Here is a 26638-nt window from a genome sequence, read left to right on the forward strand (position 1 = left end):
CAAAAAGTTAAAATTCTAGATTTCTGCCGCAAATATTTTTGCGGGTTAGGTTTTGGTCAGTCGTCTTCTAACTGAGACGTCATGGTTGCGGATTTTCGCAGCGCTGGCGTTTGGGGCTTCTGGAGGCGACGGGGCGTTCGTGGAAGATCGAAGTGGTTACAAAGATCGCGGACCTGCGTCCGCGTGTGGGGCATTGCTTTGCCTGAAAGCGGCGGTTGTGGTGCTGGCGGCGAGTGCCGCTACATCGGCGTCGGCTGCAAAGCAGGCACGCACCGAAAATGCGGCCGCATCGAACGGCGCTGCGAGTCCTGCGCAGACGACGGCCACACCGAATCCGCAGGGTGGTAACGGAACCCCGCCACCAAAACCCGCATCGACGCAGCGTTTTGATATCGACGATTTCGCGGTTCGCGGTGCGGACAAGCTGCCCGAGATCGATATCGAAGAGGCGATCTACCCGTTCCTCGGGCCGAACAAGAGCGACGGTGACGTCGAGAAGGCGCGCGCTGCGCTGGAGAAGGCCTATCACGACAAGGGATTTCAGACCGTCAGCGTGTCGGTGCCGCCGCAGAATTCGCAAGGCAAGGTCATTACGCTGCAGGTGACCGAGTTGAAGGTAGGCCGGCTGCGGGTGAAGAACTCGCGTTATTTCGACCTCGACAAGATCAAGGACAGGGCGGGCTCTCTGAAAGAGGGCTCCGTCCCGAACTTCAACGACGTCACCAAGGACATCGTCGCGCTCAACCAGTGGCCGGACCGGCGGGTCACGCCGGCGCTGCGCGCCGGCGTCGCGCCCGGCACGATCGACGTCGATTTGAACGTCGAGGACACGGCGCCGATTCACGGCACCCTCGAATACAACAACCGGCAATCGCCGAGCACGACCGATACGCGCATCAATGCGACGGTCCACTACGACGATCTGTGGCAGCTCGGTCATTCCCTGAGCTTCAGTTACCAAGTGGCGCCCGAACGCCCTGAAGATGCCGAAGTGTTCTCCGGCTCATATCTCGCGCGCGTGCCGGACGTCGATTGGCTCAATCTTCTGGTTTACGGCGTCAAGTCGAGCAGCAATGTCGCCAGCGTCGGCGGCACCAACATCGTCGGCCCCGGCCAGATCATCGGCGGCCGCGCGGTGATGACGCTGCCGACACGGGATGGCTTGTTCCACACGCTGTCGGTCGGTCTCGACTACAAGCACTTCGATCAGACCGTGGCTTTAGGCACCGACTCGTTCTCTTCACCGGTGACCTATTACCCGATCGTCGCCAGCTACGGCGCGACCTTCCAGGGCGACAAATTCACCACCCAGTTCAATGCGTCGATGACGTCCAATATCGGCACGCTGAGCAGCACCGCGGCCGAGTTCGACAATAAGCGCTTCGATGCCTCGCCGAGCTTCTCGCATTTCAATGCCGATCTCTCGCATACCCAGGAACTGCCCGAAGGTTTCCAGCTTTGGGGCAAGGTCCAGGGCCAGATCGCGGACGGGCCGCTGGTCTCCTCCGAACAGCTCAGCCTCGGCGGTCTCGACACCGTGCGCGGCTATCTCGAGTCCGAAGTGCTCGGCGACGAGGGCGTGGTCGGCAATCTCGAACTGCGCACCCCCGATGTCGGCTCCATGCTGCAAAAGCAGATCAAGGACGAGACCGGGCAGGGCACGCCGCATTTCACGACTTTCAACGAATGGCGGTTCTTTGCCTTTACCGACGCCGGCAGGGCAACCGTGCTGCACCCGCTGCCGGATCAGCAGTCGCAGTTCGACGTCTGGAGCTACGGGGTCGGCACCCGCTTCAAGGTCTTCAATTACATGAACGGCATGCTGGCGTTGTCGGTGCCGATGATCAGCCAGACATACACGCGGGCGAACGATCCGCGCTTCAATTTCCGCATTTGGGGTGAGTTCTGATGACGATGGGGCTAGGTGATATGCGCGAGCGCAAATCGGTGTTTCGGCGGGCAACCGCCAATGTTGTGACGGCGGCTTTGTTCGGGTTCGTTGCCGTGCTGACGCTGCTGCCCTCGCCGGCGAAGGCGTGGTGGAACGACGACTGGTCGCTGCGCAAGAAGATCACCATCGACGCCAGCGCGTCGGGCGCCAACATCACCGATCCGATCGGCACCACGCCGGTTCTGATCCGGCTGCATGCAGGTAATTTCCGGTTTGCGTCGGCCAAGGATGACGGCAGTGATCTGCGCTTCGTGGCCGGCGACGACAAGACCCCACTGAAGCATCACATCGAGAAATACGATTCCCTGCTCGCCGAGGCGCTGGTCTGGGTGGCGGTTCCCAACGTGCAACCGGGCGCCAAGACCGAGATATGGCTCTACTCCGGCAACAAGAAGGCCGTTGCGACGGCCGATCCAAAAGGCACCTACGATCCGGACACGCTGCTTGTCTATCACTTCAACGAGCGCGGCACGCCGGCGCTGGATTCTTCGGTCTGGGCGAATAATGCACAGAGCGTCGGCCAGCCGGCGGATGGCTCGATCATCGGCACGGGTCTTCGTCTTAACGGCAACACCGCGCTGACATTGCCGGCCTCGCCATCGCTTGGTATGGCAAATAGCGCGCCGTTCACCTGGTCGATCTGGATCAAGCCGGCGGCGCTGCAGCCCAACGCCGCTCTCTATAGCCGCCGCGATGGCGCTGCCGGGAGCGGCCTCGTCATCGGCCTCGACAACGGTGCCCCGTTCGTCGAAGTCACCAATGCTGGCACCGTTCAGCGCAGCGGTTCGGGCGCCGCCATTGCTCCCGGTAGCTGGCACAATCTCACGGTCGTCGCGAACAACGGCCAGGTCACGCTGTCCCTTGATGGCGCTCCCTATGGGTCAGTGGCGGCGACGTTGCCGGCCCTGAACACGGTCGCCCTGATCGGCGGTGACACGGCAACCTCCAGCGCACCTCCGGTCGCGCCGGCCCCGTCCGCAACCGCGCAGTCCTCAGCCCCCACTGCGCCGGCTGCGGACGGTGGCGCGGTCCCGGCAACAGACGCCGCCGCGGCAACGCCTGTTGTGGTAGCCGCCATGGCGGGTTTTATCGGCGACGTCGATGAATTGCAGATCGCCAAGGTTGCCCGGCCAGCGGGCTTCATCAAGTTTGCGGCGATCGGGCAGGGACCGGATACCGCGAAACTGATCTCCTTCAGCGGTGATGAGGAAACCGCAAGCTGGCTGTCGGGCTATTTCGCGGTGATCCTCAAATCGGTCACGCTCGATGGCTGGGTGGTGATCGGCATCCTGGTGATCATGGCCGCGCTGAGCTGGGTCGTGATGGTCGACCGGGTCTCGTATCTGAACAAGCAGACCAGGGCCAACGATCGCTTCATGAAGAGCTTTCGCGAGGTCTCTTCAGACCTGACGATGCTCGACGGCGGCGATGCCGACGAGATCGCGACCCTCGGCGGGCGTCTCGGAGCCGCTGACGCAGCCATGATGCGGTCGTCCTCACTCTACCGCATCTATCACATCGGCGCCGCGGAGATCAGCCGCCGTTTCGGTCAGAACGGAACGCGGGCACCGGTGCTATCGGCGACGTCGATCGCGGCGATCCGCGCGGCGCTCGACAGCGGTTACGTCAAGGAGATGCAGAAGCTCAACCGCCTGATGGTGGTTTTGACGATCGCGATCTCGGGTGGACCGTTCCTTGGACTGCTGGGCACCGTGGTCGGCGTCATGATCACCTTCGCGGCGATCGCGGCAAGCGGCGACGTCAACGTCAACGCCATCGCGCCGGGTATCGCGGCGGCGCTGGTCGCCACGGTGGCCGGCCTTGCCGTCGCGATCCCGGCCCTGTTTGGCTACAACTACCTGATTTCCCGCATCAAGGATCTGACCACCGATATGCAGGTCTTCGTCGACGAGTTCGTCACGAAGATGGCGGAGTCCTATTCCGCCGACCGCGAGCGTCCTGATCCCGTCGATCACCGCATGGCGGCGGAGTAACGACCATGCAGATCCAGAGTGATGCCAAGCCGTATGACGACATCAACATCACGCCGATGCTGGATCTCGCCTACGTCCTGCTGGTGATCTTCATCATCATGACAACGGCCACGGTGCAGGGGCAGAAGGTCAATCTGCCGAAAGCCTCGGCCGCGCCGAGTCTCGCCACGCAAACGACCAAGGCAATCACCGTCGCTAATGATGGAAAGCTGTTCCTCGACACCATTCCGGTGACGCTGCCGGAGTTGGAGCAGCGCCTAGTGCAGCAAAAAGCGCTGACGCCGGAATTCCCGGTCGTGCTGCGCGGCGACTCGCAGGCGCAGTACCAGAACGTGATGGACGTGCTCGATCTCTTGGGCCGCATCGGCCTCACCCAGGTCGGGCTCGCAACCAAACCCTTGGTGAAGTGAGCGGATCATGGGCTTCGTTATGTTCGGTGATGCTGTCGATGGTGTGGATTGGCCCGGGCGCGAGGTGCGCATGATGGAAATATGGATCGTCACCAACGTCATCGCAGTCGCATTGGCCGGACTTCGCGGCATCCAGAACCATCGCCGCGAGCGCGACTTCTGGCGTGCCTATGATGACAGACGCAGATCGGAAAATCTCACGGTCGGGCCTTGCGCAGGGGAGCGGGGCTCATGATGCGGCCCGCACCCACGCACGACTCCATCGATCATGCCGCTGCCGGCGGCCTGTTGCTGCGCTTGCGGGCCTGGTTTGCCTCGGTGCGGCCAGCGAGTGTCGTTCCTGCGCCCGGGCACAGCGTTGCGCCGGTTGCCGGGGATGGTGAGGCGCGCCCAGGTGTTGCCGTCGTGCTGCCGTTTCCGATCCGCGGCGAGGCTCTCCTGGTCAAGCTTGCGGACCTGTTGCGGGGGCGTGTCGCCACTCACACGACGGCGAGCGACACGTTTCTGCTGACATTGTCGCGGCGTCCACGGTCACGCTTGACCATCGATCATGCGGCTTATGTGGAATTCCACGCCGAGCGGGCGACTTATCGCCTCGTCATCGAGGTGGTCCCGGACACCCGAATTGCGGTCGAGACCACCGACTTCGATACCGTCGTGAAGTTCGTGGCACAGTACGTCACTGAGCGTCTCTCCGATCCGGTCACCATGGAGGCCGCATCGTGATCGTGCGCGCAACAATCAAGGATCCGAGTGCGACGCATACCGGTGTGGCGCCCGCCGAACGGCGCAACCAGCGCAATTCGTATCTGCGCTACGGCGCGTCGATTGCGGTGATCGCCGTGCTTCTGGGCGGCGGGGTCTATCTACTGATGGGCCATGACGACATGCCGCCACCGCGCCAGGTTCGCGAGCTCACGATCGTCAACATCGTGCCGCCGCCACCTCCGCCACCGCCGCAAAAACTGCCCGAGCAGAAGATGATCGAGCAGCCGAAAATGGCGGAACAGGAGTTCAAGGAAGACAAGCCGCTCGAGAAACCGAAAGACGAGCCGGTCAAGGACGCCAAGAACAACGAGCCGCCAGGCCCGCTGTCGCTCGACGCCAAAGCGGTCGGTCCCGGCGATCTGTTCAACCTCGGCGGCAAGCCGGGCGGCAATCCCTATGGCGGCGGAGGCGGCGGCAGTCGCTTCGGCTGGTACGCATCGATTGTGCAATCCCAGATCGAGGCGGCGCTGCGCGCCAACAGCAGGACCCGCAACGCGGTGATGCAGGTGCAGGTTCGGCTATGGGCGGACGGCACGGGCCATGTCAGTCGGGTGCAACTGGTGTCATCGACCGGCGACGCCGAACTTGACGCGGTCATTCGCAACGATGTGCTCGGTGGCCTGATGCTGCGCGAGCCACCGCCCAAGGACATGCCGATGCCGCTGGTGGCGCGCCTCACCGCACGCCGGGCGAGCTGACATGCGCGCGACGATCGTAACGAACACGAACTGACGATTAGTAAAGGACTGGGGACTGATGTTTGACATGAATTCACATGCGCGCTGGCGCGAGCTTCCATTGGCGGTGTCGCTATGCGCGTTGCTCGGTGCGGCCCCGGCGTTTGCCCAGAACGCCGCGGATCCAGGCAGCGTCTCCGCCGGTAAAAGCGACAAGAAGAGCGATCCGAAAAAGCCGTCATTGTCGCAGGCAATACCGACTTCGCCGAACGCCACGATCAATCTCATCAATCTGATGGTCAAGCGCGGCATGTTGAAGGAGGAGGACGCCCAGGCGTTGATCAAGCAGGCTGATGACGAAGCCTATGTGTCGCGGCAGGCGGCAAAGGACGCTTCCGCCAAGGCTGACGAAGCCGCCAAGGCGGCAACCGCGGCTGCGGCCGCTGCAAACCCGCCCGGCACTCGGCATGTGACGTATGTGCCGGAGATCGTCAAACGCCAGTTACGTGAAGAAATTAAACAGGAGGTGATGGCAAAGGCAGAAAAGGAAAATTGGGCCTCTCCGGGTGCTTATCCGGAATGGGCGCAGCGCATCCATTTCTATGGAGACATCCGGGCGCGCTATCAGGGCAGTTTCTTTCCCTCCGGCAATGATCCGACTGGCGCCACCAATTTCAGCGCCATCAACAACGGCTCGCCGTTCGACGATGGCCCGACCAATCCCTATTTTGCGCCGAGCTTCGACACCTCGCAGAACCGCGAGCAGTTCCGCCTCCGTGCGCGGCTCGGCATGGACGCAGACCTGAGCAACGGCTTCACCGCAGGCCTGCGGATTGCGACCGGCGACAGCAATTCGCCGGTCTCCACCAACCAGACCTTCGGTAACAATGGCGGCGATTTTTCCAAATACGAGCTCTGGCTTGACCGCGGCTTTGTGAAGTATCAATCGTTCAACGAGGACTTTGCGCTCTCGGTCGGCCGCTTCGACAACCCGTTCTGGTCGCCGACTGATCTGGTCTGGTACAAGGAGCTCGGCTTCGACGGCTTCGCCGTACAGGCCAAGCGCGAGATGTTCGAAGGCTTCACGCCCTTCGCTGTCGGCGGTGCATTCCCGATCTACAACACCGACTTGAATGCCGGTATCAATCTCGGATCCGCCGGCGCTTCCCCGACCGATCCGACCACGGGCGCACCGACGAAATTCGAAAGCAACGACAAGTGGCTGTTCGGCGGCCAGGCCGGCTTCGGCTACAAGATCAATCCGGAATATGCCGTCCGCTTTGCGGTGGCCTATTACGACTTCGACAACGTCCAGGGTCACCTCTCCGATCCCTGTACGGTCTCCAGTGCGTCCGATGTCTGCGACACCGATCTGAATCGCCCGCTGTTCTCGCAGAAGGGCAACACCTACATGACGCTGCGCAATATCATCCCGGATCCGGTCGGTAACAACAACGGCGCGATCCAGTATCAGTATTTCGGCCTGGCCAGCCAATATCGTCCGCTGGTCGTCAGCGGCCAGGTCGATCTCAGCCAGTTCCAGCCCGCCCATATCGTGTTCGACGGCGACTATGTCGTGAACACCGCGTTCGACCGCAATCTCATGATCCAGACCGCGGTCAACAACAAAGGGCCGAGCGTGGATGGCAGCCCGAGCGTCTTCAACGGCGGCAATCAAGGCTGGCTGGGACGTGTCACCGTCGGCAATACGGAGATCAAGCACCTCGGCGACTGGAACGTGCATGTCGGTTACAAATATCTGGAATCGGATGCCACCATCGATGCCTTCGTCGACTCCGATTTCGGCCTCGGCGGCACCAACCTCAAGGGCTACTTCCTCGGCGGCAATTACGGCCTCAGCGACAATGTCTGGATGACGGCGCGCTGGATGAGCGCCACCAACGTCGCCGGCTCGCCTTACGCCGTCGACGTCCTGCAAGTCGACCTCAACGCGAAGTTCTGATCATGAAAACGCGCATCATCAGCCTTGCGGCGCTTCTCTCGGTATCGGCAGTAACCTTGTCGAGCGGGGCCTATGCCGATACCGAAACCGATCGCCTGCGCGAGGCCTTGCGCAGCGCGACCGCGCAAACACGCCAACTGGAAGACCAGCGCACCGCGCTGCAGGCCCGCGTCGCCGATAGCGATCGCGAGAAAGCCGCAGCCAAGGCCCAGGTCGATGCCGCCAAGGCGGAGGTGCGAGACGTCCAAAAGCAGCATCGCGAGGCGATCGAGGAGTTCAACAAGCGCCTCGCCGAGCGCGACGAGACGCTCGAGAAATGGAAGGCTGCCTATGAGGAGGCCGCCACCGTGGCGCGAGCCAAGGATGCGGAGCGCGCCAAGTTCGAAGGCGAGGCGAATGCCTACAAGGCCAGCGCCAAGAGCTGCGTCGATAAAAACGGCAAGATGTTCAAGGCCGGTAACGAGCTTCTGCACGAATACAAGGCGGTCACCATCGGTGACACCATCGTCGCGCGGGAGCCGGTGCTTGGGCTGCGCCGCGTTGAAATTCAGAACCAGATCCAGACCACCAACGACAAGTTCCTCGACCAGAAGGCATCACCATGAGCAACGCGATCATCTTCAGAGCCAGAACGCCGGCTTCCATCGCGGCTGTCGCCGCAGTCCTCATCTGCGCGCCGGTTCAAGGTTTTGCCCAGACAGCGCCAACGGCGCCGCGCCCGGTGCAGGCGTCCGCCAGGCCGAAGCCCGCGCCACAGGCGCCTTTGGCTCAGGCGGGGGTCCAGCCGGCCACGCAAGGAGCGGCAATCGGCAAGGCATCCGGCAGCGACGATATCGTCGCGCGGGTTGGTGACGCCAATGTGTCGGCGGATGAGATCCGCGGTTATGTCGCTGCCCTCGGACCGCGCGAGCAGGGGGCGTTAGCGCAGGATCCGGCGCTGCTCAGCCAGGCGGTGCGGATGATGCTGGCCAATCGTCTGGTGCTGCAGGAGGTGGTCGCCAAGAAATGGGATCAGCAGCCGAATGTGGCGGCGCAACTCGACCGCATCCGCGAAAACGCTCTCGTGGAATTATATCTGCAGACCGCCTCACAGCCGCCGGCAAATTACCCATCCGATGACGAACTGCAGAAAGTCTACGATGCCAACCGCACTGCATTGTTGATGCCGCGCCAGTTCCAGCTTTCGCAGATCTTCGTCGCATCGCCGAAAGATGCGGATAAGGCCACTGAGGACAACGCCAAGAAAGCCGTCGACGATATTGCTCGTAAATTAAAGACGCCCGGCGCGGACTTTGCCGCCCTTGCCAACGAGAACGATGCCAAGAATGGCGGCGATCTCGGCTGGGTCGCAGAGCCCCAAATCCGTCCGGAAATCCGCACCCAGGTCATGGGGCTGGCCAAGAACGCCGTGTCCGAGCCGATCCGGCTCGACGACGGCTGGCATATTCTCAAGCTGGTCGACACCAAGGCGTCCTACACCCGCACGCTGCCGGAGGTGCGCGAGCAACTGGTGCAGCAGATGCGGGTCGAGCGCGCCAAGATGTTGCGGCAGGCCTATCTCGGTGAACTGATCAAGCGCAATCCGCCGGTGCTCAACGAGATCGCGTTGTCGAAAGTGCTCAGCGAGCAACCCCGGACCACAAGGTAGTCGTTCCATGTCGACTTCGCCGTCGATCTCGACGCCGCAATCCATACCGATCCTGACCGGCGAGCGGCTGCGTGCCGGGCTGGAAGCGTGTGGCTATCGCTGCGACACCGCCTTGCTCCCGGGCAGCCGTTCGCTGTCGCCCGGCTGCACGATGTCGCTGCAGTTCGGCGACCGCATCGCGACGGATGCTGACGGCGTGACCTGTCTGACGGTCCGGTGCAGCCTCCAGATCAACGGCAGCAGCGAGCACGTCAGCGGCGTGACGCGCTGGCAGGTCCGGAAGCTTATTCATGTGCCGGGCAGAGCGGAGAAGCTTTGCTTTGCGATCGAGGCCGACCTGATCCTCGGACGTGATATCGGTCTTGCCGACATCCTGGCCAGCGGCGGCGACGTCTACCGCCATCTTCATATGCTGATCGGCGATGCCAGCGCGACGCTGCGGGATCGGTCGGCTGAGAACAGGCGCCGCGGTGAAGCCGGGGCTGTTGTTTCGGCCCCGGTCGTGCGTATCGAGGCGAAGTTCTTTGGCGATCTCGCCGCCGGCCGCAGCGGTCTTGTTGCGGGTGGGGCAGGGGACCGCAGCCATTCCGCCGAGGTGGCGGCGCGTCATCTTCAGTTCACCCGTGTAGCCTGCGACTGGCTCAAGGATGACATCCTGCCGGATCTGGCGAGCGCAATTCGCCGGATGGTGCTGCAGGTACAGACAACGGTCCGGTATCGCTCGCCGCCCACCAACGCTGCCACGGAGCTGCAATCCGAGGCCCGGTCGCAATCAGAGTCCTGGCCACACGATCCGTCACGCCAAAGCGAAGCGTCCCAACGCGCCGAAAGTGCGGCCGCTACGCTCGTGCCGGAGCAGATTCAATAGTCATGATCCAGATCATCACCCATTCACCCTTCATCGCCGATTACTCTCTTACGGAGCCCGTCATGTCCGAAACCACCATCACCCATCTCACCCTCGGCAGCCTGCGCGATGTGCTTCAACAGGCCGGCTACCGGGTCGAGACGGTGACCGATCCGGTTGCCAACAGCGTGTATCTGCGTTCGGCCACCGCGGGGCTTTCCTTCGACATCCGCCCCGGCAACCGGCTCGCGGGCGCCGCTGAAAATTTCGTCGACATCGCTTTTGTCGGCGTGCTGCAGGTGCAGGGCGAGTTGCCGCTCGAGCTGGTCAACCGGTGGAATGCGACCCGGCGTTTTGCGCGATTGCAGCTCAGCCAGCCATTCTTGGTGCTTTCGCTCGATATCTCTGTCGCGGGCGGCGTGCTGCCCGCTTACCTGCGTGGCCAAATCGAAATCTGGGATCACCTCATCCAGCAATTGATCGCCTATCTGCGCGAGGAAACGCCCAAACTGGCTTCGGCGAAGGCAGCCAATTCCGGCACTGCGTTGAACGGTCAGCAACCGCTCCCGTTGGGACACGACCAGGCGCCTGCGACCGCACCGGTGGACGCGGCGTAAGCGCCCCGTTCGATTTCGCCGCGATCACGCCCGTCCGTCAAGCCGCCCCATCCGAAAGAGACCTGCCATGTCCGCCGCATCCACCAAAACTTGCCGCTCGCGTCGGTCCCGCCAACATCGACGCGAGCAGCCGTCGCGAAGCGCGCCGATCCTGTCGCGGCGCATGACGCGTCAGATGCTGCTGGCAGGCGCGAGCGTCCTGGCGCTGGTGCTGGGTTCGCCGAGTGCGCATGCGGTCACGGTAGGCGCCAGCGGAGGAGGAGCGGGCACCTCCGCGACCTCGGCCGCGGCCTATGCGGCTCAATTGGCCCAGCAGCAGGCACAACAGGCGGCGCAGAATGCTGCGCAGGCGATGTCGCGTGTCACCCACGCGTTGCAGTCGTTGCAGTCAGTACAGGCCGCTGCTCGCGCGGCGGCGGCCGCCGCATCGACCACCGTCACCGACGGGCTGTCGGCGGGAGGCTTGGTGGTCGATCCGCGGATCGCGGCGGGCACCGCCAATTTGTGGGTCAACGCCAACGCGCCGACCCAGTCGACCAGCAATGGCCAGACCACGGTTACCGTGGAGCAGACCGCGCAGCGCGCGATCATGACTTGGCAGCAGTACAATATCGGCAAGAACACCACGCTCTATTATGACCAGACCGGCGGCAACTCGGCCAACGGCAATAGCTGGGTGGCGCTGAACCGTATCGACGCCACGGGATCGCCGAGCCAGATTCTGGGCTCGATCAAGGCCGACGGCACGGTGTTGATCATAAACCCCAACGGCATCATTTTCAGCGGCACAAGCCAGATCAACGTGCATTCGCTGATCGCCTCGTCGATGGACATCAACAGTTTCGCCGGCAACGGGGCCGGCAATGCCGGCGTTTTCAATTCGGGCGGCAGCTACACGTCATTCTCCGTGAATGGTGCCAACTTCATGGCGCCGTCGAACGAAGACGGCGGTAACACCGCGTTCCTGAACAGCGGTCTGTATACCAACGGCCTTGGCGGCAATGCGGGGGGCACGCTGGTGTTCTCCGCGGGCAGCGGTGCTGGCACAAATGTCGGCGTCCAGGTTCTACCCGGCGCGTCGATCTCAACCAATATCAGCGGCTTCGACAATGGCGGCCTGGTGGCGTTGATCGGGCCACAGGTGAACAATGCTGGCAGCATCGAGACCGCGGCCGGACAGATCGTGTTGGCGGCGGGCAACAATGTCCTCCTGACGGCACCGGCGTCAGGTTCGACGCAGACCAGCTTTACCGTCACCAACGCGCTGCTCGGCCAGGGCCTGGTTTATCAGCCGCCGTCGGTGCCGGGCGGTGCGCTCGCCGTCAACGATGTGACCGGGATTTTGACTTCGACGCGCGGCAATATCACCCTGGTCGGCGATAGCGTCGAACAACTCGGCTATGCGGAGGCGACCACCAGCATCACCCGCGCCGGCTCCATCACCATCACGGCCACCGGTGCGGCTGGTTCCGGCCTTGGCAACACGATCTTCGGATCGAACAGCGTCACGACGATTTTGCCGGACGAGAATGGAGAGACCATTCTCTCGGATGCCGCCTCGCTCGCCGCCTTCGTGGCGCCGCATATCGATATCGCGACCACCAATCTCGATATGCAGCCGAATTCTTTGATCCTGGCGCCGAGCGCCAACATGACGGTGACGTCGGCGCCGATCGTAAGCAACGGCACCACGCAGCCGCCGCTCGGCCGGGTGTTGCTCGAAGGGGGCAGTGAGATCAACCTCGCCGGGCTGACCGGCGTCATCCGCTCCGTCAGCGACACATTATTTACGTTCAAGGTGACGGCCAATGACGTCGCCGATAGTCCGCTGGCGCAGAGCCTGATCGGCCAGACCGTGACTATCGATCTCGGCCTGACCGGCACCCGCGCCGACGGTCTGACCTGGGTCGGCTCGCCGCTGTTTGCGTCCTCGGGCGCCGGCTACCTCGCCAATATCGCCCAGAACATCGATCAGCTCCTGACCAAGGGCGGCTCGTTGTCGATCGGCGGCGGGTCCGGCGCAGCCTTCACCGATGCGCTGACGGCGTCAGGATCGGTGATCAACGTCTCCGGCGGCTGGATCCAGTACACCGGCAGCACCATTAGCACGACGCGGCTGGTGGGCTCGGACGGACGGCTCTACGACATCGGCAGCGCCAATCCGTTCATCGGCAACGAGATTGCCAATGGATTCGTGGTCGATCATCCGCACTGGGACGTTACTGAAGTTTACAACAATTCGATCGGCGGCAAGGGCTACTACAAGCCGGGCTATATCGACGGCGTCAGTGCCGGCGGCCTGAGCGTGAGCGCGGTCAACCCGGTGCTGGAAGGCGACATCGTCGGCGATATCGTCACCGGCCTGCATCAGCTCGAACTCGGCCAAGCCGGCACCGGTACCAACGGAGCCCAGGCGACACCCGATCAGTTGCCAAGTGGCGCGTCGCTTACCATCAATCTCAAGGCGACCGATAGCACTAGCAATCCCGATGCTGTCGTACTCGCGGGCACGACGTCCGACGTGCTCGGATCGAATTTTACGTTGAGATCGACACTGTCACTGCCGGCCACGGTCGATAGCTTGCCGACGATCACCTATTCGACCGATGCGTTGTCGACGATGGGGCTCGGCTCGATAACGATCACGGGTGCCTCCGACCTCTCAATGAACCAGGGCGCCAGCCTGTCGGTATTATCAGGCGGCAGCATCAAGCTCGGCGGCGCCACCGCCATCGACGGCACGCTCACCGCTCACGCCGGCAGCATCGCCATCACCGGCTTCGTTCCCTCCAGCAGCACGGCGCTGCCGGTCAATGCCACGCCGCTGACTATCGGTCCCGATGCGCTGATTGATGTTAGCGGATTGTGGGTCAACGATTCCGGTTTCAACGGCGCCGCGTTCCAGGGAGCGGCCTACATCAACGGCGGCTCGGTCTCGCTCACCACCGATGTGCTGAGCAAGAACGCCCAGCTTGATACCGCGACCCATGTGACTGCGGACGATGCGACCCAGTCGATCGTACTCGCGTCAGGCAGCATCTTCGACGTCTCCAGCGGCGGCTATGTCGGAACCAACGGCAGGCTGGCGCTGGGCACTGACGGCCTTCCGAAAGGTAACGGCGGCAATGTCTCGCTCGTCACCTATGCGGGATCGTGGCAGAACAACCAGGTGGCTTCCGGAACCTTTGCCTTTGGCAGCAATTCCTATGCCCCGACGGCAGCCAACACGGCCACGGTGACGATCGACGGCACCATCTATGCCGGAGGTCTGTCGAGCGGTGGCACCTTCACGCTGCAGGCGCCCGGCATCACCATCGACGGCAATGCTACGAATGTCACTTCCATCATCTCCGGCGCGCAAGCCGGCACCGTGGTGCTGCCGGCGTCGTTCTTCGCCAGCAACGGCTTCTCCAATTATAGTCTGACCAGCACCTATGGCAGTGTCACCGTCACATCAGGCACCACTATTGCGCTACGGCAGAACAACTATCTGCTGTCCGGCGCCACGGCGCTGCCGGCGACGGGCGCTTCAGTACGCGACTTCGCCAGCTTCGGCCTCGCGCCGGACGGCGAGCGCCACCCGGTTAACCTGACGCTCACCGAGAATCCGTATATTTATAGTGCGGCTGCGGACGCCAGCACCAGTGCCGGCATCCTGATCGACAGCGGCGCCAGCATCGTTGCCGATCCGCAGGCTGCGATCACGCTCACCGCGGGCGGACCGGTGACCGTGCTCGGTAGCATCATCGCGCCGGCAGGCAGCATTACGCTGATCAACGACGAAACCTTGACACAAGGCGGCTCGCTGGCCGCGCAGGATGTCTGGATCGGCGCCAATGCCGTGCTCGATGTCTCGGGCGTGTTAGTGCCAAACCCCAAGGTAACCACCTATGCCACCGGAACGGCGCTTGATGCGGGCTCGATTATAATCGCCAGCGACGGTGCCATCGTCGCGCTGGCGGGGTCACGATTCAACCTTGAAGGGACGAGCGCAACTGTCGAGGCGCCAGGAGCCGGCGGGCTGGGTGAACCGCGCACTGTTCTGCAAAGCGTGTGGAGCAACGGCGGAACGCTGACACTCTACAGCAGCGCCCAGGCGGCGAACGTGGCCAATGGCCGGTATGACAGCCTGTATTTTGCTGGAACGATCAACGCGGCGGGTGGTGCGCCGCAGGCATCGGGAGGAACGCTCAACATCGGCGCTATCGTTAACGTCGACAACGTCATCGACATCGCCGGCTATGGCAACATCGTCATCGCACAGAGTGGCGATATGAGTGCGGCCTTTAGCGGCGCCAACGCACCGGGGACGCCAGCGCAACTCGCTGCATTGTTGCCGAACACCGGCAGCGTCGCCTTCATCACCGCGGATACCATCAACACCATCCACAGCGGGCTTGACTCAGTGTCACTTAGCAGCCCGATCACGTTCAGCGGCAGCGTCAACCTCAATCTCCCCGGCGCGCTTGATCTGAACGGCAGTATCACGCTGGCGCCGGCGGGTATTACGCCATTGTCCCCATTGTCAGCCTACGCTTCGACCGCCACGGGCTCTGGCATCAACACCATTAGAACCAACGGCGTCGGTGTGAGTGTAAATCTCGATGCCGGTTACATCCGCTTCCTGAGCGGGACCGTGACAGCCCCGACATTGGCCGACGGCACGCTGACGCTGAACGCCAGCGCGCAGATTGATCTCGCCGGGGTCGCCAGCGTGTCCAATGCCGGCCAGGTGAACCTCGTTAGCGACGGCGACATCCGTTTCCTGCCGACCACCGATCCTGATATCAGCGCCTATCTGGCCACTATCCGCCTGGTCAGCGGCAGCGCCCTGACCAGTAATGGCAATGGAGGTCTGTCATCGCCGGGGGCGCTGCTGGTCGCGGACAATCTGACGCTGACGGCGCGCGAGATCTATCCCGCCACCGACACCGCCTTCCTGCTGATGTCGCTCGGGCTCGCTCCCGGCACGGCAACGGGTACCCACAACACCATTGTCTTCGCCTCCAACGGCGCGACGCCTTATGCGCCTCTATCGGCAAACGGCGCCATCCTTGTCGATGCGAAGAATATTGTTCAAGGCGGTGCGCTCTACGCGCCACTCGGCACCATCCAGCTTGGCTATGGTCAGGGCCAGACTCTGCCGGCGATCTTTCTCGGCAGCGCCGCCGACACCGGCACCAATCCCTACGATCCGGTCGGCAACGTGGGTCTTGGTGCGTTCAACCCGATTCTTGCATCGCTCGCGACAACAGTAGGCGCCAACCGCACCGTCGCCACCCAAAGCGTCACCTTAACACCGGACAGTGTGACCTCGGTGTCCGCCGCCGGGCTCAGCATTCCCTACGGCACCACCGTCGACGGCACCAACTGGAGCGATGGCGGGCTGGTTCTCAATGGCCCGCCCGCCAAGCTGATCGTGCTCGGCGGCGCCAACGTCAACACCCAGTCAGGCGCGGTGATCGACGAGCGCGGCGGCGGCGATGTCTATGCCACCGAGTTTGTCCCTGGCACCGGCGGCAGCCGCAACGTGCTGACCACACCCAATACCTATGCGCTGGTACCGAGTTACGAGGCGACGGTCGCAGCCTACGATCCGAGCTTCGGCAATACCGTCGCGCCGGGCATGTCGGTCACGCTTCCCGGCGGCAACGGCATCGCCGCCGGCACCTACACCCTGTTGCCTGCGATGTATGCGACATTGCCCGGGGCTTATCGCGTGGTAGTGACCTCCACCAATGCGGGCACCATGCCCGTCAACACCGTCGGTCCCGACGGGACCATCAACATGACCGGCGTGCTCGGCAATGCGATCGACGGCAGCCGGTCCTCGCAGACCGCATTGTTGCAGATTCAATCCAATGCGACCTGGACAAAATACACCGAGATCGACATCGCCTCGGGCAACAGCTATTTCGCCAACCTCGCTACCGCCAACGGCACAGCAACGCCGCGGCTCGCCGCCGACGCCGGCCAACTGGTGGTCGCCGTCGCCGATGCACTCACGCTCGACGCCACCAACCTGTTCGTACCGGCCGAGGGGGGGCGCGGTGGCCAGCTCGACATCGCCGGCACCAATATGCTGGTGGTGGCCAGCGACCTGCGGCAGAGCTTCGCGTCGAACAGCGCCTATAACGGCTATCTGTTCCTGGACGCTGACATGATCAGCAACCTCGGCGTCGAGAGCGTGCTGATCGGTGGCTCCCGCACCTCGACCGCTGCCGGCACGTTGATCAGCGCCACCGCCAAAAACCTCGAAGTCGATACCGACGCCGGCCATGCCCTGAGCGCGCCCGACCTGCTGCTGGTCTCGCTGGCGCCGACCAGCGCCGATGGCAGCCGAGGCCTCGTCGTCGATTCCGGCAGCGTCATTGCCGCCAAGGGCAGTGTCTCCAACACGTCCGCCGATGCGCTGGTGTTCGGCGTCGATCCGGTCGCACAACACGATCCTAGTTCCGGGGCGCTGACCGGTTACAGCACGGGCGTCAGCGGCGACGGCTCGTTGCTGCGCGTCTCCAATGGCGGCATGGTGTCGGTGACGAGGAATTTCGTGCCGGGCTCCTATACGCCGCCGGCTACGACCCCCACCGCGACCGGGCCAATCTCCACCACGGCACTCGGTCAACTCACCATCGGCAGCGGCGTCACGCTCAGCGGCAACGCGCTGACGCTCGACTCCAGCGGCAGTACCACCATTGCGGCAGATGCTGCCTTGCTGGCGAAGAACTACGATCTCTCTGGCGGCGTCGTCAGTCTCGGCAACGTGCCCACCGGCACCGGCGGCCTGACAATATCGCAGCAACTGCTTGCCACCTTCGCCGGCGCCGACACGGTCAGCCTGCGCAGCGGCTCCGTGTTCAACTTTTATGGCGACTCCTCGGTCGGTAGCGCCGATGCGCCGATCGGCACGCTGACGTTCGACGGCAGCGGTCTTTACAGCGATGGTGGCATCACCAACGTCACCGCGACCAACGTTGCGTTCGTCAATAGCCAGGCGAGCGTCAGCACGACGGGCGGCATCACCGGCAGCAACGGCCACCTGATCGTCGACGCCACCAGCGCTGTGATCTTCGGCACCGGCGCCAAGTCGTTCAACGGTTTCATCGACACCACGTTCACCGCGGGTCAGCAGATTCTGTTTACCGGCAGCGGCAGCACCACGGCCACCGGCATCAATGTTACCCTGACCGCGCCGGCAGTGATCGCTGACGCCGGCAGCGTCCAGGCCTTCGGCAGCGCCGCCAACCCGCTTGGCAGCCTGACCATCACACAGGGGGCGGGAACAGCGCCCGCTCTTGCCGCCACCGACGTCGGCGGCGCGCTGACGCTGACGGCCGCGAGCGTCCTCGACAGTGGCACGGTGATCGCGCAGGGAGGCGCCATCACGCTTGAGGCAACCACAGGTGACGTGACGCTCACCGGCAATGCTTCGATCAGCGCCACAGGCACTCGCATCTCCCTGTTCGATCTCGCCGAGGACACGCCAGGCGGCACCGTCAGATTGATCGCCGACGCCGGCAATGTCTCGCTCGGCGCCAACACGCTGATCGACGTCTCGGCTGCCGGCAATGGCTATGCCGGCACACTTGGCATCCAGGCCACGAACGGCGCTGCGACGCTGGGAGGCACCCTCAAGGGCAATGCCGCCTACAACGATCTCGGCGGCAACTTCATCCTCTCGGTCAACACGCTCACGGGCAACCTCCCGCTCACGGGTTTCACCGGCAGCTTCGACGTCAACCTTGGGCAGGGCGACATCGTCATTTCGCAGGGCCAGACCCTGACATCCAGCAACGTGCTGCTGGTCGCCAACAACGGCTCGATCCTCGTCGATGGCACTATTGACGCTTCAAGCCCGAGCGGCGGGACCATCGCGCTCTATGCCACCGGCACCACGATCGGTGCCGCCGGCACGGCCAATGCCACCGGCGTCATCATCGGTTCAACGGCAAAGCTCTTTGCCCGTTATCAGGCCGACGATCCGAATGATCCGGCCTATGCCAACGGCGCCTCGACGAATGTGCAGCGCGGCGGCACCATCACGCTCGGCACCAACGGCACGCCCGATGGGACGCTGAACACGATGTATGGCTATGAGAACGTGCAAGGCTCCGGGGCCATCACCGTCGCTTCGGGCGCCATGTTTGACGTCAGCGGCGGTCCCGGCGGCGCCGGCATCGACAACACCGGCGGCTCCGTCATCATTCGCGCGCCAATCCTCACAAACAACGACATCAATGTCAGCTTCAAGGGCACTGTTGTCACCAACGCCGACGCGAACGGCAATCCGTCAGGTAACGGTCTCGTTGCCGACGCTTTTGCGGTCTGGAGCACGACCGACGGCTGCTCTTTGATCCCCGGCGGCTGCGGCGCCGTCACCACCGTCGCGCAATACAATGCGCTGACAACGGCCCAGCAGGCCCAGCTCAACGCGCATTTCGACGGCATCATCGATCCGGCCGGATTCTTCGACGCATCCGGCACCCAGATCATTTCGGCGACCGGCGGACTCTATCCGGTGTCGACCGCAGCAGCCCCGGCCAGCGGTGCCTACCTGCCGCATGTAGGCTTCTACCAGACCACGCTGCTGAACTTCGTCAACGACCCGTTCAGCGGTAACAGCGCGATGGTGGCAACGGATTTCGCTGACGCACAACTGCAAGTGAAACGGGCTGACGGCTCGACGACCAGCTCGGCCCTGCCGCCCTCGATGTTGCATCTCCGCCCCGAGATCGATCTTGTCAATCCGTCCACTACCATCAACAACGGTAACATCACCGTTGCCTCGAACTGGAATTTGGGAGCCGGCATCTACAACACGGCGACGGGTGCGTTCAATCTCTTCTATCGCACCACCAACGGTGTTGAGCCGGGTACCCTGACATTACGTGCCGCCAACAATGTTCAGGTAAACGCCACCATCAGTGATGGATTCTACGAGACCAGTGATCCGTTCTTTGTCGGCGGACTGCCAAGTAAGGATCCATCGGGCAATGCCTTGACCGGGGCCTGCTACACTGCGACCTCGGGGTGCGCCAGCAATTTTTACAATACCTACGTTACGAGCGTTGTATCAACATTAACAATGCCCGGTGCCGGTACGGGCGGTGAGTTTACGCCGCCGCTGATGACAGCTTTCCCCTCGAATTACAGCACCCTTCTCGAAAATGCTTGGTACGGATATTACTATTATTATTATGCGTTCTATGGCTTGAGGGCGGTGGGCGGAGTGGGGAAATCTGCTTCGGTGGATTATATATCGGTGCCCGGCTTTTCAAATAACGTTTCGAGCTATGCTTCCTATCTCGCCTATATAACGGCGTACAATACAAATTATGTCGGAGCGAATTCCAGTTCCTTGGAGACGGGGACGACATTTACGACGTCAGCAAGTTCTGTAAATGGAACAACCCAAAACCTGAGCAATTTTGATAATAGTCCGGCCGACTACACGTCATATGCGAATTATGCGTCGGCCTATGCTTCCTACTATGCTGCCATGAAAACTTTCATGACGGGATATTATGCCGCGCATACAGCCTTAGCCGGAAGCACTTCTGCTTATCCAGCGACTATTCTTGCTCCATTGCCGCCACAAGCCAATGAGGCGAGCTTTGCGCAAGATTATGAGACCTATACAAAAACCCTATATTTCACCGACTATGTAAGCGGCTACTACGCAAGTAAGGTTGAGCCTGGCAATCTCGCGGGGACATCGACCACACACCAACCGTCATCGGTGTGGCTCGTAGCTTTGCCCTATCTTCCCGCCGTCACGGATACCCCGCTTCCCGTGATCGCCAGCAGTGCCGTTCCCGTCGTCGCCAACGCCATCGCTAACAATCCTGGCGTTAGCAGTACGACTAATAATTTGGGTACCGCGGTGACCTTGTCCGACTACAACACCACCACGGCCGCCACTCTGATGCCCTCCAGCCTGGGCAATAGCTTCTCCTATGATTTTGTCGGTGGTGCCTATTTTTCGGCGAACGGCGTATCATCGGTCGATCCGAATGCGGTCACGCCGGTATCGTCGCTGACCTCAATCGTGACCGGCGACGTCACCATTGGCGGACACACGTCTTATGCAAACGCGCAATCAACGTCCGGCAATGGCGTGCTTGCAACGATCAGCATTGGCACGCTGGTCCGCACCGGCACCGGCTCGATCGACATCACCGCCGCGGGAAGCTTCGAACTCACCGACACCGTCGCGCCAGGCGCGGTCTATACCGCGGGCGCCGCGCTCACGCCGCCGCCCGACTTCACCGCGCCGAGCCTTCCCTCCGGCTATCAGAATGCTCCGAACGGCCTGGTGAGCACGCCGACCTGGGCGCAGGGTGGCGGGGCGGTTACGATCAAGACGGGCGGCGACATCCTCGGGGTGGAGACCGCCTCGCTCGACGGGAGCGATAGCTGGTCGTCCTGGTATTACCATCTGATGGTGGCCAACGGGAATTCCAGCGCGCAATTCACGGGCGCCAATTCCATTGGCACACTCGCAGCCCAGACGGCGGCGTGGGTCAATTATGCCACCTACGCCGATGGCATCGGCGCGCTCGGTGGCGGCAACGTGACGCTCACGGCGGGCGGCAGCATCAAGGATGTCATCGTGTCGTCGCCCCAGACGCTTCTGGTGGCCGGGGGCACCGCCGCGGTGCCGGCAGCGACCGAGTATAGCTATGGCGGTGGCAATCTGCTGGTGAAGGCCGGCGGCGACGTCGTCGGCAGCGCGTTCCTGGTCGGCAACGGTACCGGGACGGTTCAGGTCGATGGCGCGACCCGATCGGACAGCGCCGGCAATGCGCTCGAACTCGCGGTACAAAATGGCTTCATAAGCTTGGTGGATGCAAACGCCATCACGCTGGGGGGCATCTATGATCCAGCGCAGTTCAATAACGACATCGCGGGGACTTACACTCCGGCTTCTTCTCTGCCGGACGGCGTGCGTAATGGTACGGGGGGGCGGGCTTATTTGGGCACGGCCTTCGCTACTTACGGCGCGACCAGCGGCGTATCGCTGACCAGCGTCGTGGGCGACGTGACGGTTACGGAGAATTCGTTGAGCAGCTTACTATTACCGTCGACGGGGTCGAGCAGTCTGGTGTTGCCGGCAACGCTGGAAATCGACGCCGTCAGCGGCAACATCCAGGCGAATGCCTCGCTCAACCTGATTCCGTCTGCGACCGGAACGCTGACCTTGCAGGCCAGCGGGTCGATCAGCACGGAGGGTCCCAACTCCTTCGGCTATGCGATCACCATGCTAGATGGCACGGCGGCGCCGACCGGGGCGCTCGGCATAGCGGCTCCGACGGTGCTGGCGTCCGCCGTACACGCCGGCGATCCCGATCCGGTGATCATCTATGCCGGAGACGACATCACCGGCACCTTCACGTTGATCAAGCCAGCCAAGGTTCAGGCGGGGCGCGATATCATCAACACCAATTTCACCGGCCAGAACAACAACGGCTCGGACATCACCAGCATCATCGCCGGCCGCGATATCCTGGCCGAGCAGGTCAGCCTTGCCAACGGCAACTTTCAGGACATGACCAGCACCCTCAAGCTCTATGGTCCTGGTGATTTCCTGGTTGAAGCAGGGCGCAACCTTGGACCGTTCCTCACCAACACCGGCGCTTCCGGTGGCGGCATTCTCGCGGTCGGCGACGGCAGCAATTCGGGTTGTGGCTCCGCCTGTACGATTTCCTATTTACCGGTCGGAGGCGCCAATATCACCACGCTGTTCGGGGTCGGGCCGGGCATCGATGTCGCGGCCGCGATCGCTAACTATGTCGATCCGGCCAAGGCAGGCACCGATGGCATCTCGTATCTGCCCGACATCGCGAATATTCTCGGCGTGAGCGAAGACCAGGCCTGGGCAACATTCCAGACATTGTCGCCGGCGCGGCAGAAGCTCCTGGTCGAGCGCGCCTTCCTCGACTTTCTGACCCAGGTCAATCTGGACTTCAGCAATCCGGCAAGCCCGTATAAGGGGCAATACGCGCGGGCTTACGAAACCATCGCCACGCTGTTCCCGGCTTCGCTTGGCTATACCGACAACAACAGCGGCGGCAGCAACGGCGCCTCCGTCACGGTGCATACTGGCGATCTGCGGATGGCGCACTCGCTGATCGAAACCCAGACTGGCGGCGACATCAACATTCTAGGACCAGGCGGCAACGCTTTTGTTGGCAGCAATTCAGCCGACAATCTGACGCCGGCGCAGCAGGGCATCCTGACGCTCCAGGGCGGCAGCATCCGCAGCTATACCGATAGCAGCGTGGAAGTGTTCCAGAGCCGCATCTTCACCGAGCAAGGCGGCAACGTCGAATTGTTCTCGGCCAATGGCGACCTCAACGCCGGCAAGGGGAAGAAGAGCTCCGCCGCTTATCCGCCGCTGCGGCTAGTGTGTGACGTCGATGGCTATTGCCGCGTCAGCCCGGCGGGGCTGGTGACGGGGGCAGGCGTCGGTGCGCTGTTGAGCGTTCCCGGGCAGGACCCAACGTTGAGCAACGTGGTACTGACCACGCCGCACGGCACGGTCGATGCGGGCGCCGCCGGCATCCGGAGCGCAAACGACCTCAACATCGTCGCGTTGCTGGTGCTTAACGCCTTCAACATCCAGGTCAACGGCACGACCACCGGCGTGCCAGTGGTGGCAGTGCCCAACATCGGAGCGCTGACGACGGCTTCCAACACCACCGCAGCAACGCAGCAAACAGGCCTGCCGGGGCAATCGAACAGAGACCAGCCTTCGATCATCATGGTCGAGGTCGTCGGCTATGGCGGCTCTCAGGGAACGGAAGACAATAACGTCGATGATACCGACGAAAAGCGCCGTCGCCGTGGCCAATAACCGTCATCATACGGCCTGGTGGAGACGCGCCCTGCGGTCACTCGGCGCAGTGACCGGATTGTTCGCCGCTGTTGGCGCAGGGACATCCGCCGCTGTTGCGCAAGATGTCGGCTATCGCTCCGCCGCGACCGCGCCGGCGGCGTGGCAGGCCTTCGCCAAGCAGTTGCAGGGACGTTTCGAGCAGCGGCTCGCAGCCGACGACAAGGACGCCCGTTCGTTTCAGCAGTACATAGCTAAACGTGGCACCGAATCGAATGCGCCGCCGCTGACGTTCGTGGCGCGGACATGGGTTCTACCCGACGGCAAAGTCGAGCGTCTCGAATTCGACGGCCTCGATGACGATCAGATCGCGGTCCATCTGCGGGCATTGCTCACCCGCGACAATGTAGGCACGCCGCCGACGGACATGCTCCAACCCTTGCGCTTGCGGCTTGCGCTTCGGCCGAAAGAACAGCCGGCAGGAGGCAAGTGAGATGGCGATGCGCAAGCCACGGTGTCGCCATCAGGCGCATCGCCGATCGAATGTCGCAATCGGTTTCGTCCTGGTTGCATTCGCGATGCTTTTGCCAGATCTGGCATCCGCGGAACTGCTGCTGTCTTCACCCCCGTCCGATACGCGCGTCGCGGAAATCGAGCCGCGGGAACTGACAAGAGATGCGCCGACGGATGCCTCTGATACAAAAGACCAAACCAACGACAACACCGCGAGAGGTGCGCCGCCCTTGCTGCGTGGCCTCGACTCCCATGCCAGCTATCGCGCCTTGATCGAGAAAGAAGCCGCAGGAACAGGCCTCTCGCCGGAAATCGCTGAAGCGGTCATGGCGGTGGAGAGCGGCTACAATCCCGCCGCGATCGGCGGGGTCGGCGAGATCGGCCTGATGCAGATCCTGCCATCCACCGCGCGGATGCTTGGATTCGTTGGAAACAACACCGATCTCGCAGCGCCAGCCACCAACATTCATTACGGCGTGACCTATCTGGCGCAAGCGTGGCGTTTGGCGGGTGGAGACCTGTGTACCGCCGTGATGAAATATCGCGCCGGCCACGGCGAGACGCGTTTCTCTTATCTGTCAGTCAATTATTGTCTGGCGGTGCGCGGCAAACTGGTCGCCCGCGGCTTTCGCGTCACCGGCACTGTTCCGGTCGCGAACTTCGGCGAGACTGCAAGCATCGGCTGTAGGCGTAAATGTGTCGGAGGTGGCCGCATCGGCAGTGTCAACCTTGAGGCGCTCAATACCAGGCTCAGCACGCTCGTGGTGCAGGTGAGGGCGACGCGATGAAGACATCTAACGCCGATCAAGTCGTGGTGGCGGGGAGTTGGATGCGCGCGGTGATCGTTGCTGCGGTTGCCATGGTGGTGCCAGCCATGATGCCGGCTCGCACCGAAGCCCAGACCACGCTGCCCGAGATCTCCGTTAGCCCGCCCTCGCAGCCACCTAAGATCAACGATCAGCTTGATCACAAAGGCGACGGCGACGGCAAAAGCGGGACCGGCGGCAAGGACGATGAGAACCACGCGCTCGAACAACTCAATCAGAAGCTCAAGCGCAAGGTCGACGAGACCAATCCTGTTCTAAACACCCCACCGCTGGATGCGCGCTCACCCGACACCAAGACCGGCGTCGTGAATATCCCCGGTGTCCAGCAGCAATACGGCAAGAATTTTGGAAACTCGGTCGTTCCGTACCGGCCGGCGCCGCCCGTTTACGCACCGCTTGGACATCACTAGGAGAGTTATTCACCATGCAGGCGATCGATCCGAGCGATGTCGTCGCCCATCGCGATTTCGATCAAAGCTACCTGATTTGGTAAGGTCTGCCCATGATCAGGAACACCGAGCTTGTGATCTTGATCCAGAGCCTGGTGGCGGCCGAGCAGGGCAGCTTTCATAAGGCCGGCGAGTTGCTTGGCATTCCGGCTTCCACCGTGAGCCGCAGGGTTAGAGCGCTGGAGATGCAAATCGGTGTCAAACTTTTCGATCGGCATCGACACGGAATCCGGCCGACGACGGCGGGAGATGGATTTCTAGAGCAGATACGCCGCATCCTCGACGAACTCAATATTGTCCTGGTCAACGCATCGACGGTCGGTCGCGGGAAAACTGGCTGGCTCAAGATCGGTCTTTATGTTTCGCCGGGAAGAGGTCATCTTCGCGCGGCGCTCCGCGAATACAAAAACAGCTTTCCCCATGTGGAGATCCAATACACCGACGGCGAACGGCGTTATTTGATGGAGCGCCTCCATGCCGGTGCCATCGACGTCGTCATTGTGGCCGACCACTTCCGTCATCGAGGACACGACGTTATCCGATTGTGGCAGGAAAGAGTGCTGGTCGCGATGCCGGACTCTCACGGTCTTGCCAGCAAGAAGAACCTGACATGGGAAGACCTGCGCAAGGAGCAGATATTCCTCGGCCGTGATCCCGGTCCCGAGTTGAAAAATCATCTTGTAGCCAAGCTCAAGGCCTCGGGCCACGTCCCTTCGATCCATCAGCACAACGTCGGCAGTGATTTCTCGCTTAGCCTTGTCGGTATCGAGCCCGACGTCACGCTCCTGTATGAGGCGGACGCTGGAGCGCGACACCCCGGCGTGATCTACCGTGAAGTGTCCGACAACGATGGGCCAAGCCTGGTGCCATATTACGCCTGCTGGCTGAGCGGCAATGACAATCCCGCACTGCAAGGCTTCTTGGATCTTCTTCGTCGGTATGAGGGAACGCACGGTCGGCATCGCCGACCTCATATAGACTGATCTTGCTGCGAGGACGATGACCTGCGCGCTTTGTGGTCATAAAGCGAGCCAGTATCGGGGCAATCAGTTTTGCGGGATCGATCCGCTGGTTCGCCTCGGAGGATAATACCCCGACATTATCCTGACTCTAGACTCTCTATGTACATGTCTCAGGCA

General features: G+C 62.4%; 16 protein-coding genes. All 16 read left to right on the forward strand.

Translation table 11 applies throughout. The features are described from left to right. The first annotated feature begins 139 nt into the window (after positions 1-139). Complete coding sequence (locus tag HB630_RS15085; protein WP_213773052.1) at positions 140-1909, forward strand: ShlB/FhaC/HecB family hemolysin secretion/activation protein; 1770 nt, start codon at positions 140-142, stop codon at positions 1907-1909. A gap of 20 nt (positions 1910-1929) precedes the next feature. Beyond that, a complete protein-coding gene (locus HB630_RS15090; protein WP_249780868.1) occupies positions 1930-3945 on the forward strand; it encodes a DUF2341 domain-containing protein in 2016 nt (671 codons plus the stop codon). Between the two features lie 5 nt (positions 3946-3950). Further along, on the forward strand, positions 3951-4355 hold the full coding sequence (locus tag HB630_RS15095; protein WP_213773054.1) for a biopolymer transporter ExbD: 405 nt from the start codon (positions 3951-3953) through the stop codon (positions 4353-4355). 7 nt (positions 4356-4362) lie between these two features. Beyond that, positions 4363-4590 carry a hypothetical protein gene (locus tag HB630_RS15100; protein WP_213773055.1) on the forward strand — a complete coding sequence of 76 codons (228 nt, stop codon included), beginning with the start codon at positions 4363-4365 and terminating at the stop codon, positions 4588-4590. Continuing rightward, positions 4587-5081: a hypothetical protein gene (locus tag HB630_RS15105; protein WP_249780869.1), complete on the forward strand. Its 495-nt coding sequence runs from the start codon at positions 4587-4589 to the stop codon at positions 5079-5081. Before HB630_RS15100 ends, HB630_RS15105 begins: the two co-directional genes overlap by 4 nt. A 44-nt stretch (positions 5082-5125) precedes the next feature. Next, on the forward strand, positions 5126-5821 hold the full coding sequence (locus HB630_RS15110; protein WP_346656103.1) for a TonB C-terminal domain-containing protein: 696 nt from the start codon (positions 5126-5128) through the stop codon (positions 5819-5821). Positions 5822-5879: 58 nt separating this feature from the next. Then, positions 5880-7763, forward strand: coding sequence for a putative porin (locus tag HB630_RS15115; protein ID WP_213773056.1), 1884 nt, complete (start codon positions 5880-5882; stop codon positions 7761-7763). A gap of 2 nt (positions 7764-7765) precedes the next feature. Beyond that, complete coding sequence (locus tag HB630_RS15120) at positions 7766-8368, forward strand: hypothetical protein (RefSeq protein WP_213773057.1); 603 nt, start codon at positions 7766-7768, stop codon at positions 8366-8368. Continuing rightward, complete coding sequence (locus tag HB630_RS15125) at positions 8365-9411, forward strand: peptidylprolyl isomerase (RefSeq protein WP_213773058.1); 1047 nt, start codon at positions 8365-8367, stop codon at positions 9409-9411. Before HB630_RS15120 ends, HB630_RS15125 begins: the two co-directional genes overlap by 4 nt. Before the next feature lie 7 nt (positions 9412-9418). Further along, positions 9419-10279, forward strand: a complete 861-nt coding sequence (locus HB630_RS15130; RefSeq protein ID WP_213773059.1) for a hypothetical protein — start codon at positions 9419-9421, stop codon at positions 10277-10279. 62 nt (positions 10280-10341) lie between these two features. Beyond that, a complete protein-coding gene (locus tag HB630_RS15135; RefSeq protein ID WP_213773289.1) occupies positions 10342-10875 on the forward strand; it encodes a YbjN domain-containing protein in 534 nt (177 codons plus the stop codon). 163 nt (positions 10876-11038) lie between these two features. After that, positions 11039-23731 (forward strand): filamentous haemagglutinin family protein, encoded by a 12693-nt coding sequence (locus tag HB630_RS15140; RefSeq protein WP_213773060.1) that lies wholly within the window; start codon positions 11039-11041, stop codon positions 23729-23731. Further along, on the forward strand, positions 23694-24203 hold the full coding sequence (locus HB630_RS15145; RefSeq protein ID WP_213773061.1) for a hypothetical protein: 510 nt from the start codon (positions 23694-23696) through the stop codon (positions 24201-24203). The genes HB630_RS15140 and HB630_RS15145 overlap by 38 nt, the downstream gene beginning before the upstream one ends. Positions 24204-24288: 85 nt before the next feature. Further along, the gene (locus HB630_RS15150) at positions 24289-25011 is read left to right on the forward strand and encodes a transglycosylase SLT domain-containing protein (protein ID WP_213773062.1); all 723 of its coding nucleotides are present in this window, start codon (positions 24289-24291) and stop codon (positions 25009-25011) included. Positions 25012-25052: 41 nt separating this feature from the next. Further along, a complete protein-coding gene (locus tag HB630_RS15155) occupies positions 25053-25460 on the forward strand; it encodes a hypothetical protein (protein ID WP_213773301.1) in 408 nt (135 codons plus the stop codon). A gap of 92 nt (positions 25461-25552) precedes the next feature. Further along, entirely contained in the window at positions 25553-26482 is a 930-nt protein-coding gene (locus HB630_RS15160) for a LysR family transcriptional regulator (RefSeq protein ID WP_213773063.1), read from the forward strand. The last annotated feature ends 156 nt before the right edge of the window (positions 26483-26638 follow it).

Origin of the sequence: Bradyrhizobium sp. dw_78, from assembly GCF_018449525.1 — a bacterium.
Taxonomy (GTDB): domain Bacteria; phylum Pseudomonadota; class Alphaproteobacteria; order Rhizobiales; family Xanthobacteraceae; genus Bradyrhizobium.

Excerpts from the sequence above, each read along its gene's own strand:
- HB630_RS15145 (WP_213773061.1), top strand. The coding sequence starts at position 23,694 with ATGATACCGACGAAAAGCGCCGTCGCCGTGGCCAATAACCGTCATCAT.
- HB630_RS15120 (WP_213773057.1), top strand. The coding sequence starts at position 7,766 with ATGAAAACGCGCATCATCAGCCTTGCGGCGCTTCTCTCGGTATCGGCA.
- HB630_RS15135 (WP_213773289.1), top strand. The coding sequence starts at position 10,342 with ATGTCCGAAACCACCATCACCCATCTCACCCTCGGCAGCCTGCGCGAT.
- HB630_RS15150 (WP_213773062.1), top strand. The coding sequence starts at position 24,289 with ATGCTTTTGCCAGATCTGGCATCCGCGGAACTGCTGCTGTCTTCACCC.
- HB630_RS15160 (WP_213773063.1), top strand. The coding sequence starts at position 25,553 with ATGATCAGGAACACCGAGCTTGTGATCTTGATCCAGAGCCTGGTGGCG.
- HB630_RS15095 (WP_213773054.1), top strand. The coding sequence starts at position 3,951 with ATGCAGATCCAGAGTGATGCCAAGCCGTATGACGACATCAACATCACG.
- HB630_RS15090 (WP_249780868.1), top strand. The coding sequence starts at position 1,930 with ATGCGCGAGCGCAAATCGGTGTTTCGGCGGGCAACCGCCAATGTTGTG.
- HB630_RS15115 (WP_213773056.1), top strand. The coding sequence starts at position 5,880 with ATGTTTGACATGAATTCACATGCGCGCTGGCGCGAGCTTCCATTGGCG.
- HB630_RS15140 (WP_213773060.1), top strand. The coding sequence starts at position 11,039 with ATGACGCGTCAGATGCTGCTGGCAGGCGCGAGCGTCCTGGCGCTGGTG.
- HB630_RS15100 (WP_213773055.1), top strand. The coding sequence starts at position 4,363 with ATGGGCTTCGTTATGTTCGGTGATGCTGTCGATGGTGTGGATTGGCCC.
- HB630_RS15105 (WP_249780869.1), top strand. The coding sequence starts at position 4,587 with ATGATGCGGCCCGCACCCACGCACGACTCCATCGATCATGCCGCTGCC.
- HB630_RS15155 (WP_213773301.1), top strand. The coding sequence starts at position 25,053 with ATGCGCGCGGTGATCGTTGCTGCGGTTGCCATGGTGGTGCCAGCCATG.
- HB630_RS15130 (WP_213773059.1), top strand. The coding sequence starts at position 9,419 with ATGTCGACTTCGCCGTCGATCTCGACGCCGCAATCCATACCGATCCTG.
- HB630_RS15125 (WP_213773058.1), top strand. The coding sequence starts at position 8,365 with ATGAGCAACGCGATCATCTTCAGAGCCAGAACGCCGGCTTCCATCGCG.